Source organism: Pseudomonadota bacterium (assembly GCA_010028905.1).
In the GTDB taxonomy this organism is placed as follows: domain Bacteria; phylum Vulcanimicrobiota; class Xenobia; order RGZZ01; family RGZZ01; genus RGZZ01.
Map to the genome: position 1 here is coordinate 1 of RGZZ01000148.1, position 10,341 is coordinate 10,341.

General features: G+C 67.2%; 9 protein-coding genes. 3 read left to right on the top strand and 6 right to left on the bottom strand.

All coding sequences use genetic code 11. The features are described 5' to 3' along the window. Positions 1 to 845, top strand: an 845-nt coding sequence (locus EB084_11835; protein ID NDD28945.1) for a hypothetical protein, incomplete at its 5' end; no start/stop codon positions are given. Between the two features lie 103 nt (positions 846 to 948). Here EB084_11835 and EB084_11840 read toward each other — a convergent pair. From EB084_11840 to EB084_11850, 3 genes are all read right to left on the bottom strand, one after another. Continuing rightward, the gene (locus EB084_11840) at positions 949 to 1,803 is read right to left on the bottom strand and encodes a hypothetical protein (GenBank protein NDD28946.1); all 855 of its coding nucleotides are present in this window, start codon (positions 1,801 to 1,803) and stop codon (positions 949 to 951) included. Between the two features lie 85 nt (positions 1,804 to 1,888). Continuing rightward, positions 1,889 to 2,122: a hypothetical protein gene (locus tag EB084_11845; protein ID NDD28947.1), complete on the bottom strand. Its 234-nt coding sequence runs from the start codon at positions 2,120 to 2,122 to the stop codon at positions 1,889 to 1,891. A gap of 30 nt (positions 2,123 to 2,152) precedes the next feature. Next, entirely contained in the window at positions 2,153 to 2,386 is a 234-nt protein-coding gene (locus EB084_11850) for a hypothetical protein (GenBank protein NDD28948.1), read from the bottom strand. Positions 2,387 to 2,860: 474 nt separating this feature from the next. On the opposite strand from EB084_11850, the gene EB084_11855 reads away from it, so the two are divergent. Further along, on the top strand, positions 2,861 to 4,228 hold the full coding sequence (locus EB084_11855) for a glycine--tRNA ligase (GenBank protein ID NDD28949.1): 1,368 nt from the start codon (positions 2,861 to 2,863) through the stop codon (positions 4,226 to 4,228). A 14-nt stretch (positions 4,229 to 4,242) separates the two neighbouring features. Here the strand turns inward: EB084_11855 and EB084_11860 are convergent, their stop codons facing one another. Further along, positions 4,243 to 5,073: a hypothetical protein gene (locus tag EB084_11860; GenBank protein ID NDD28950.1), complete on the bottom strand. Its 831-nt coding sequence runs from the start codon at positions 5,071 to 5,073 to the stop codon at positions 4,243 to 4,245. A gap of 176 nt (positions 5,074 to 5,249) precedes the next feature. On the opposite strand from EB084_11860, the gene EB084_11865 reads away from it, so the two are divergent. Beyond that, on the top strand, positions 5,250 to 5,894 hold the full coding sequence (locus tag EB084_11865) for a hypothetical protein (protein ID NDD28951.1): 645 nt from the start codon (positions 5,250 to 5,252) through the stop codon (positions 5,892 to 5,894). Positions 5,895 to 5,908: 14 nt separating this feature from the next. On the opposite strand, the gene EB084_11870 is transcribed toward EB084_11865, so the two are convergent. After that, a complete protein-coding gene (locus EB084_11870) occupies positions 5,909 to 7,591 on the bottom strand; it encodes a hypothetical protein (GenBank protein NDD28952.1) in 1,683 nt (560 codons plus the stop codon). A 102-nt stretch (positions 7,592 to 7,693) separates the two neighbouring features. After that, positions 7,694 to 9,952 (bottom strand): WD40 repeat domain-containing protein, encoded by a 2,259-nt coding sequence (locus EB084_11875; protein NDD28953.1) that lies wholly within the window; start codon positions 9,950 to 9,952, stop codon positions 7,694 to 7,696. Between the last annotated feature and the right edge of the window lie 389 nt (positions 9,953 to 10,341).

Below are 10,341 nucleotides of genomic sequence, written 5' to 3' on the forward strand. Positions count from 1 at the left end.
TCTCGGCAGCGACCGGCCTGCTCGCCCTTCGCCAGGGCACAGCTCGCCTCGAGCGCGCCCTGCCCGCTGGGAGTGTGGCGACGGAGGCGCTTGCGATACCCGAGATCGAGCGCGCGGTGGCCGAGATCCGCTTCGGCGCAGACGAGCTCGCCGAATTCCTCGACTGGCAGCAGGGCTGGCAGCGCGAGACCGCCGAGCGCCACGCGCGCTTTGCCGCCGTTCCCCTGCACGCGGGGAGTGAGCTCGACGAGCTGCTCCATCGCGCGCGCGAGCTGCCCCGCGAGGGGTGGGCATTCGGCGTGAAGCGCGCGCGCCGCCTCATCGATCGCCTCACCCGCCACTGGACCGACAGCGCTTCTCGGCGCCTCCTCGCCAGCGACGCCGGCGCGGCCGCTGTGGCCGGGGTGGACGCCGCACTTGTCGAGCTTCGCGCGGCGGCCGAGCGCCTGCTCGATCGCCAGCGTCCGGTCGACACCGTTCTGACCGCCGCGGAAGCCGCCTTGAGACGCGTAAGCGACGCCTTCCAGTGCGTGGCCGAGTGTCAGGGGCGCGGCGCGGCCGAGCTTGCACCAGGGTTTGCGGCCGACGTGTGCGACGGCGTGAGCGCGGTGCTGCGCGGCGCGCGGCCCGACGTGAGCCTGCGCGCGCTTGTCGCTGTGACGCCCCCTCCCGCGTTCACCGAGGCCCACGACCGGCTTGCCGCCTATCTCGAGTGCGGAGAGACGGGGCTGCTGCTCGAGGCCGTCGAGGCCGTTCGAGCCGCACTGCGAGACGACGACGCGCTTGCTTCATCTGATGAAGACGCGGCAGCCCTCGCCACGCCGCGCCTCAGCCTGTGCGCGTGATCGGGCGAGGGTCTGCCGCGGTGGCGGGCCGGCGGATCTGAGGGTCGCCTGGTGTTCGCCGGGTGGTCGTCGGGTGGTCGCCGGGTGGTCGCCTGGTGTTCGCCTACTGGTCGCTGTCGGGAGCGCGACGCATCTGCTGCATCATCGCGTTCATGACGGCGCTCTCGAACTCTTCGGGGGACACCTTGTTGTAGCCGGCCGGCACGTTGAAGGTGCTCTCGTCGAGGGTCATGTTGTCTTCGTACGCGGTGACGAGCATGGTCATCTTCGAACCGCCGTCGAGGACGCACACGCGCTTCACCACGAGCCCTTGCTGGATGGCCGCGAAACGGGTGAGGTCGCCCTTCATCACGTAGGTCACCTTGCACCCGTCGTTCTCGACCACGTGCTCCGGCTTGCACATCTCGGGGCAGTAGAACGTGTGCGCCTTCGGGGCCACCCAGATCTCCGACTTGATCTCGTTGTTCGCGCTGCCCGCGCAGCCGCTGCTCTCGATCTGCATCGTGATGACGTAGTGCTCGGTGTCGAACTGGCCGACCTTCTCGCGGCCGAGGTCCTTGATCGTGAGGGTGGTGGTGATCTTTCCTGTGCCCTGCTGGTGCTCGCGGCGGTTCTTCTTGCGAGTGTCGGCCTGGCCGAGCGCGGAGGTGAGGGGATTCATGGCCTGCGTTGCGTAGACGCGCGCGGCGTCGCTCACCTCGATGCGCTGGCGGGTGCCGCACGAGGTGATGGTGGTGCGCTGCATCTTCATGGGCCCCATCTGCATCGCCATGTCGACGCGCTCCTTGTTGCCCTTCACCTGGGTGGTGGTGGTCATCATGGGCTGGGTCTGACCTTCGACCGATATGGTCGACTCGGTGGTGTAGCGGAAGTCGGCGAAGGCCGACGTGCTGAGGGCAGCGACAAGGGCAGCGCCGCAGAGGAGGGTGCGGATCGAGGTGTGCATGGAGGTCTCCATGAGTCGAGGCTGCGACCGTGTCGGGCGCGCCTCGAGTCATGGGCGGCGCTGGACCTGCTTCCCTTCAGCGACTGTCGCCGCCGGGTCAGCGTTGACCTCGTCTCGCCTCTTCTCCTGGGCAGCGTTCTCTCTGGTTTGTCGCGCTCAAGTCGCCGTGGATGAGCACATATGCGCTCTGGATGAGCGCATATGCGCTCAAGTCGCCGTGGATGAGCGCATATGCGCTCAAGTCGCCGTGGATGAGCGCATATGCGCTCAAGTCGCCGTGGATGAGCACATATGCGCTCAAGTCGCCGTGGATGAGCGCATATGCGCTCAATGGCACAGGGGGACGTGCTGTCGGGAGACCTCAGGGCTTTGTGACACGTGCTCTGCTGCGGTTGCGGGGCATCATGGCACCGAGGCACGGCAGTGTGAGCACCACGTGCGTGATAGACAGCCTTCCCACGAGCTCCCCCAGCAGCTCGCCCTGATCGGTTGTCAGCAGCGTCGACCCAAAACCGAGCAAGATGAGGACGGCGGCCGCGCCGGCGACGATCTGAAGGCTCAGGCGAACGGGACCCGGTACGAACGTGGATGGCATTGGACTTCTCCTCTTCCTGTCATGCGCGACGGCCCGTTCCTCACCCGCGGGATCGACCTCCTGACGTATGAAGAGATCGGGCCGGCTTCTCGAGCGTGGGGTGAGCTTGGGCTTCGCGTGTCACTTCCTGCTTCGCATCGTACTGCGCCACGATTGCCGTCTCTCGCGTGCACGGTTGACAGGATGTTGCGGCGATGTTAACCGTGTTGGCGCAGATGTTGCCGTTGTGCGACGAGATGTGTCCGGCACTGACCTCTCCTCGCCACCCCGAGAGCAGGCGGACGCCTGGCGCACGTCACTGGCGGTCTGGCACTGACCTCTCCTCGCCGCCCCGAGAGCAGGCGGGCTGGAGGACACCTGGGGGTGTTCACCTAATCTCCCAGGCCCCCACGCGCGGCTCGAAGCGGTTGCGTCGGGGGGGGCATCCATCGCACAAGGAGCACAGGCATGGCACGTCCCAGCGGTACCGCCCTCATGGAGAAGATCGTCGCTCTCTGCAAGCGGCGCGGGTTCATCTTCCCGTCGTCTGAGATCTACGGCGGCCTGAACGGCTTCTGGGACTACGGCCCGCTGGGCATCGAGCTCAAGAACAACCTGCGCGATCGCTGGTGGGACGCCATGGTGCGCAACCCTCCGACCGGGCCGGACGGCCGCGAGCTCGATGTGGTGGGCATCGACTGCGCCATCATCAGCCACCCGAAGATCTGGGAGGCCAGCGGTCACGTCGAGGGGTTCTCCGACCCCATGGTCGACTGCAAGACCTGCAAGGCACGCTTCCGCGCTGACGCCCTCGATGAGTCGCCCTGCCCCAACAAGCCGAGCAAGCTCGCGGGCGCGGCCGAGGCCTGTCAGCTCACCGAGCCGCGCACCTTCAACCTCATGTTCAAGACCTATGTGGGGGCGCTCGAAGACCCGTCATCGGTGGCGTATCTGCGCCCCGAGACGGCCCAGGGCATGTTCTACAACTTCAAGAACGTGCTCGACACCAGCCGCGTGAAGGTGCCCTTCGGCATCGCCCAGATCGGCAAGGGCTTCCGCAACGAGATCACGCCGCGCAACTTCATCTTCCGCTCGCGCGAGTTCGAGATGATGGAGATGGAGTTCTTCTGCCACCCGAGCGAGGCCACCCAGTGGTATGAGTTCTGGCGCAAGACCCGCTTCGACTTCTGGTGCTCGCTGGGCCTCGCCGGCGAGCGTCTGCGCCTGCGCGACCACGAGCCCGACGAGCTGGCCCACTACGCCAAGGACGCGGGCGGCTGCGCCGACGTCGAGTACGCCTTTCCGTTCAGCGGCGAGAAGGGCTTCAGCGAGCTCGAGGGCATCGCGTACCGCTCGAACTTCGACCTCTCGCAGCACATCAAGCACAGCGGTGTGAAGCTCGAGTACTTTGACCCGGTGCGCAACGAGCGCTACGTGCCGCACGTCATCGAGCCCGCGGCCGGCCTCACGCGCGGACTGCTCGCCGTCATCTGCGAGGCCTATGACGTCGACGAGTCGCGCCCCAGCCCCGAGCTGATGCGCTTCGCGCCGAGCCTGGCCCCCATCAAGGCGGGCTTCTTCCCGCTGGTGAACAAGGACGGCCTGCCCGAGATCGCCGACAAGCTCTACCGCGACTTCAAGCGTCAGGTGGGGCCGGCCCAGTTCGACGAGAAGCAGTCGATCGGCAAGCGCTACGCGCGCATGGATGAGGCGGGGACCCCGTTCTGCGTCACCGTCGACGGGCAGTCGAAGGAAGACCAGACGGCCACTGTGCGCGAGCGCGACAGTGGCCAGCAGGAGCGGGTGGCTCTCGACAAGGTCATCGGCTACATCGCCGAGCGGGTCGGGGCGAAGCGGGCGTAGTCAGCACGGGGCGGTCAGTCGTTGAGGACGAACACGCGGCGGCCGTTGAGCATGATCTCGTTGCCCGCGTTGCCCGGCGCGATGGTGAAGCTCGACACGCTGCCGTCGTTGAACTGGAGCACGAGGCTGCCGTCGGGCGACACCGTCCACTGGCCGTCGGAGCCACCCGCGACAACGCCCGAGCCGTTCATCGACAGGCTGGAGGCGTCGGAGCGGTAGACGAACTGGCCGTTGCTGTAGAGGTAGAGGTCCTTGCGCTCGCTGTAGCCGTTCCCCGTGTAGAGGTAGAGCAGGTGCTTGCCGCTCAGCGCCGCTGCGATGCCGTTGCCGTGACCGCCGCGGGTGGGGGCGGTCTGGGTGCGGCTGAACTGCATCCGCTGGGCGATGCCGAGACCCTGGTAGTAGGCGGCCTGGGCGTACGGCTCCTTCGCGATGCAGATGACCGCGGCGCCGCCGCCGTAGGGTGAGAAGCGGACGAATGCGTCGGCGATGAGCCAGCCCTCGTTGGTCTGGCGGGCTGCGCGGAAGCAGCGGTCGCTGCCGCCCAGCGATTGCACCTGGCCGACGAGCTGGAACCCGTCCTGCTCGAGGTTCAGCTCTGGGGCGAGGGCTTCGAAGCTCGCATACCCGTGGGGCTTGATGACAGCGACGAAGGTCTGGGAGGCGTCGGTGACGGCGGCGCCGCCGCCGCTCTCGGTCACCTGCAGGTTGGTGGGAACGGTGGTCGCGAGGTTCGCGAGGCGGATGGTGCGGCCCGCGTCAGCGTGGGCAGCGGTCAGGCCGATGATGGCCAGGGCGATGGTGAGGGTGATGGTTCGCTTGATTGAGGAGATGTTGTTCTTCATATCCAGAGTCTACACCCGTCTCTCGCGCCAGACTGTGAAACGAGCCACAGATGGAAATCCCCTTCGTGATCGATGTCACGCCGCGGGGCTTTCGCGCCAGGGCGGGGCAGGCCGTAACCTCACCGCGCCCCTGTCCTGAGCGGGGAGAAGGCGCGTCTCCAACGAATCTTGGCGGCATGCGCAGAGACCTTGCATGGCTTGCGGGTATCATCGTGGTCATCGCCCTGGCCGCCCGCTTCCTCGAGCCGCACGGGCAGCACGCTCCCCCTGTCACGGCTTCGCCGAGCGCCGCCGATGTCGAACGGGCGCGAGGGCTGCTGCATCCGCCTTCGCTGTCAGCGCGTGAGAGCCAGCAGCGGCTTGTTCTCTACAACGCGATCCGCGATGAGATGGACGCAAGCCGATTCGGCGTTCTTGAAGCCGTGGCCGCTGAGCTGCGCGCGGCCCCAGGCAATCGGGTGAGCCTGGGCTACGACCTGCGCACCTTCTATTCCGCGGTGGGGGGCGATCTCGACTTCCGCGGGGGCGGTCAGGAAGACTGGCCGCGGCTGCTCGCCTTTCAGCAGACGTGGCTCGACGCCATTCCAAAGTCAACGGCCGCCCACGTGGCGCGCGCCCAGACCCGGGTCACCGCGCCCGCCACGCCCACCGCGCTCTCAGACGCGCTCGTCGACCTTCGCGCCGCGGGGAACCCTGACGCGAACGCCCCTGCCGATCCCTACCAGAAGGTCGTGCTGGGGCGCCTTGTGCGGGACTCGCAGGCGCGGCAGGACGAGGTGGTTCGAGCCGCCGCACAGGCGCTGCTCGAGTCTTCGCGCTGATTGCGGAGACCGAGTCAGAGCTTCACGTCGCGCGACGCGGTGAAGTGCTCGTCGTAGGTGCGCACCTCTGGCGTGGCGTACGACACGTGCACGCGATAGGTGCTGTGGTCGTCGTCGGCCGGGCGCCAGCGCTTCTTGCCGTTGAGCTTGGGCTGGGGCTCTTCCTGGCCGTCCGGCAGAACCTTCGACCACTTGATCTGGAGGCCGTCGAGGGACGGGGTGCGCAGGGCGATCACGCGGGTATGGCTGTTGTCACCGCCGCCATCGTCGCCATCACCGTCATCACCGGTGCCCCCTCCACCGGTGCCCCCGCCGATGCCCACGCTGAGGCCGTCGATGAGGCTCACCCGCTCGAGGAACTGGTGCCACATGTTCTCCTTGTCGATGGCGCAGAACTCGGGGTTTGTCATGTCGCGCATGAGGCACGACTCGTGCGTGGGGCGATAGCCGCTCATGCTTCCCCAGTCGTTGAACGAGGGGAACGCCCCGATCTTGCCGGGGGTGAAGTCGTAGCCGGGCTGATACTGCGTAACGCGGATGCTGGCGAGCTGGTTGTCGCCATCGGGCACCTTCTCCTGAACGGTGAGCTTGTGCTTGCCGGGGGCGATGTCGTCCGCCGTTCCGATGAGGAAGAACCCGCGATCGTTGGTGGGGTCGATCTGGGCTTCGATGGGCTTGCCGTCGAGGAGGAACTGCACGTCGTCCTTGGTCTCCCACCCGACGAAGCTGCCGTCGATGCGCAGGCTCGGGCGCTGTCCGTCGTGCGGCCCTTCGACCTTGAACGTGTAGTTGATCGGGCCGTCCTTGAGGTTGCGCCAGGGGTACTCGCCCACCAGCGGCTTGCCGGAGAATGCCTGCAGATCGCCGTCGACCCAGGCCTTCCACGGCACGTCCGCGCTGTCGGAGTGATTGGCGCCGTCGTAGACATAGCCGCCGTCATACTCTTCGCCCACGTTGCCGAAGTTGTGGCCGAGCTCGTGGCGCAGAACCACCTTGCCGCTGCGCTCGGAGCGGGTGGTGATGGCGTACTGGCCGCCGAGGCCGCCGTAGAAGTCATCGTTGGCCATGAGAATGGGGTAGTCGGTGGCCGGCGCGAGGGCGACAGCGCGATCGATGGCATCGGGATTGCCGGGCATGATGCCCCGCTTCGAGCCCGCGGGAGAGCGGTAGAGACCCAGGGCGGTGTCGCGCTCGTCGCTGCCGTCGGTGAGCCCGGACTGGTTCGAGGGCACGAACACCGCGTGCACGTTGAAGAGCGGCAGGTAGCTCTTGAACGTGGTGGCGGAGAAGAGGTCGTCGGTCATGCGCTGGGCGTCAGCGAAGAACTGGTCTTTCTGCGCCGCCGTGTAGCCATCGCCCACGATGGTGAGGTTGATTCGGTTCTCGATCTGGCCGGAAGACGCGATGGTGCGCACCTCAGAACCGGGCCAGGGCCTGCGGCCCTGCACCGCCGCGGCTTCTGCGAAGGCGCGGGCCTCTTTGGGCAGGGCGCCGTTCGTGTACACCACCTCTTCGTAGCGGGTTGCGGGTGGAGGGGCATCCTCGCTGATGATCGAGGGGAGCGACTGCAGCGTCACCGTGTCTTTCGCGGGTGCGATGGCGGTGGGTTCGACGCCCACGATGCGCACGCTGTCGCCGTCACGCAGCTGGCGCACGCGCCATGCGGATGGGGTGGATGCAATCGTTGAATCAGCCATGGCACTCCTCGGAGAGAAACCTGTTCTTCTCTTGAGCCTACCATGGGGGGGCGTTGCGGTGGTGGCCGGGATGTTAACCTTGGGCGAGGTGGACCGCGCGGGTCAGGCGTCGGCGGGCATCGATGAGAACCTGGCCCGCAGCACTGCGGCGGCGAACCGCCAGGCGCGCGCGTCGATGTTGTCGGCCATGCGTCCGGCCATCTCATCGGCCATTCTCAGGTCGCCGGCCGACATCGCGCCGAAGGGCTGCGGATGCGTGAGCATCCACACCTGTACGATGGAGCCGAAGCGAGCGGCCAGGGCATCGCTGCTCCGGCTGAACTGCAGCTCACCGGGCTCTCCGAGGTCTCCCGGCGGGAGGGCCATGCCTTGCGGCCAGATCGCGCTGCACTCCGCAACGAGCTGGTTGTTCGTAAGCGACCAGACCGCCACGTGACGCTGCCCCTGGGTGGTGGAGGCCAGGCGTCGGCCATCGGCGGAGAACGCAATGCTGCGGATGCCGCACGGCGCCGCGGAACCCGCTTTCTGCAAGGTGACGAACAGCTTGAACGGATCGACCTGCCACAGACGCAGGCTCCCGTCTCCTGTTCCCGTGGCCATCAGCGTTCCGTCGGGCGAGAAATCGATGGCCCGCAGCCCGCTCTCGTGTCGGAGCACCGAAAGACAGGCGGCGTCCTGCACGCTCCACAGCCGTCCGCTTGCATCTTCGTGGAGGGTGATCACGTGACGGCCATCAGGGGCGAAGCGCATGTCGTAGACCGCGGGCGCCTTCCCCTGCATCACTCGCCGGACCTTGCCATCTCCAGGGTCCCAGAGCTGCACGTTCCCGCCGGGGCTTGCGGCGGCCAGCAGGCGCGTGCGCGGCCACCAGCGCACGCAGCTCACAGCCCCGGGCAGCTCGCCGATGAGCGTCTTCTTCCACTCGCGAACATCCCAGATGCGGGTTGACTCGATGCCGGCAACGGCGAGGGTGTGCCCGTCTGGGGAGAACTGCAGGTCGCTGACCAGGCGGTCTTCCTCGAGGAGTGTCACGGGTTGCGAATCACCCAGGGCCCACAGCCAGATCCGGCTCACGGGACGCGCGTGCACGGTGTGATCTTCGCAGGTGGCCAGCATCACGCCGTCATACGAGGCGGCGATCAGCCGCACGGAGGCGCAGGGGGTATCGGCATCGATGTTCATCGCGCAGATCTGCTGGCCCGTGTACGTCTCCCACAGCGCCAGCTCCTCGCCTGCCGTGACGACCCTTCGACCGTCGGCCGCGAAGGCAATGGTTCGATAGCTGCTGGAATGGGCGGTGCCGCGTCCGTCTCGGAGGATGGGCAGCCCCGTGGTCAGGGTGGCCTGGTTCTGCGGCTCGTCGAGGTAGAGCCTGCCGTGGCTGGCGGGCTGGGGGCGGAGGCGATAGAGGTCGCGCATGACCCCCGTCTCCTCGAGGCTCGATGGCATGTAGTCGCGATCGTGCAGCAGCTCGAGGATCTCTGCGCTCATCTCGGGGGGGCAGACCTTCGACATCTTCCACAGCAGCTCGAGCGCATTCGACAATCTCAGAACCTCGAAGGCGGTCTCCCATTCGAGCCGGTTCACCACCGACAGCTTCAGCCGCTCGTCGGAGAACAGCCACGGGATCCACTCGGCGCGGGCCGCCTGACGAAGGCCGCTCAGCGCGCGTGACTTCAGCTTCAGGTCGGCTTCGTCATAGGCGCGCCACAGATGTGTCGGAGCGTCCGGCAGCGTCTGCAGCTGCTGGGTCTGACCCGTGAGCAGGAAGAACAGGGCGCGGGTCGGCTTCTCGCTGGGCGCGTACCCCCCGTTTACGACCGCGTCGATTGCGGGAGCGGTGAACTCCCTGTAGGTGACGAGCTCACAGATGGTCTCGCGCATCCCCGCGTCGCTGATGAGGGTGACGGCACGGGCCGCCTCGCGGGCCACCAGCGTATCGGTCGAGGTGCACGCCTCGAGGAGCGCCACCGCCATCTGGGGGTCATCGTCTTCGAAGATGCTCGTTCTTCGCGCCAGCAGCGCGGTGGCCACCCGGAGCTCGAACGGCGTGGTGGCGACCCAGCGGCAGTCCTTGATGAGCGCAGCCAGGTCGGCGCTGCGGGTGCTCTCCCAGACCGCGCACACCGCGTTCACGGTGCGGGTCTGCTGCAGCTCGCGCAGGGCGTTGAACGCCATCTGCTTGATCTTGTCGTCGAAGTGCGACGCGAGCGCCTCCGCGAGGACGCGCGCGGGCTGCGGGTGACCGGCCATGGCGGCCGCCGCCAGTGCCTCGGCTGCCTGCTGTCGCTGGCGAGCCCCCACGAGCGGCAGGCGATTGTACAGCTTCTGCCGTGTCTCTTCGAGTTCGAGTGCGTCCATGAGCCTTGGCGGCTTGGGGCTTCGAGACCCCGCCGACTGTCTTGTGATGAGATGCGGCCGGCGCCAGCTGTATGGCGGCTATCGCGCCTCAGCAGGTTCGGTCGGGGAATGTCATTCGACGTCCCCGGCCACAATCCCACACGCCTGGCGGTCTTTCCTCGCGTCGTTTGACAATCTCCCCAAGAGGAGAAGAGAGTAGTGCCGAGACCTTTCCAGGCTCGGCACTGTGGGCAGGGGGCGTCCGGGTTCATCCACGGCGCCCAGGGGAGCCTTCTGCTCCGAGCAGCCGTTCGGCTGCTGGTCACCACCGCAAGGAGGTCTCGTCGTGAACAAGCTCTTCACCCTGGTCTCAGTGGCAGCGCTCGGTCTTGCGCTCTACGTTCCCGCGT

Bases quoted from the DNA above. Each gene is read 5' to 3' on its own strand.
- EB084_11840 (NDD28946.1), bottom strand. From the start codon at position 1,803: ATGGAGACCTCCATGCACACCTCGATCCGCACCCTCCTCTGCGGCGCT.
- EB084_11850 (NDD28948.1), bottom strand. From the start codon at position 2,386: ATGCCATCCACGTTCGTACCGGGTCCCGTTCGCCTGAGCCTTCAGATC.
- EB084_11855 (NDD28949.1), top strand. From the start codon at position 2,861: ATGGAGAAGATCGTCGCTCTCTGCAAGCGGCGCGGGTTCATCTTCCCG.
- EB084_11860 (NDD28950.1), bottom strand. From the start codon at position 5,073: ATGAAGAACAACATCTCCTCAATCAAGCGAACCATCACCCTCACCATC.
- EB084_11865 (NDD28951.1), top strand. From the start codon at position 5,250: ATGCGCAGAGACCTTGCATGGCTTGCGGGTATCATCGTGGTCATCGCC.
- EB084_11870 (NDD28952.1), bottom strand. From the start codon at position 7,591: ATGGCTGATTCAACGATTGCATCCACCCCATCCGCATGGCGCGTGCGC.
- EB084_11875 (NDD28953.1), bottom strand. From the start codon at position 9,952: ATGGACGCACTCGAACTCGAAGAGACACGGCAGAAGCTGTACAATCGC.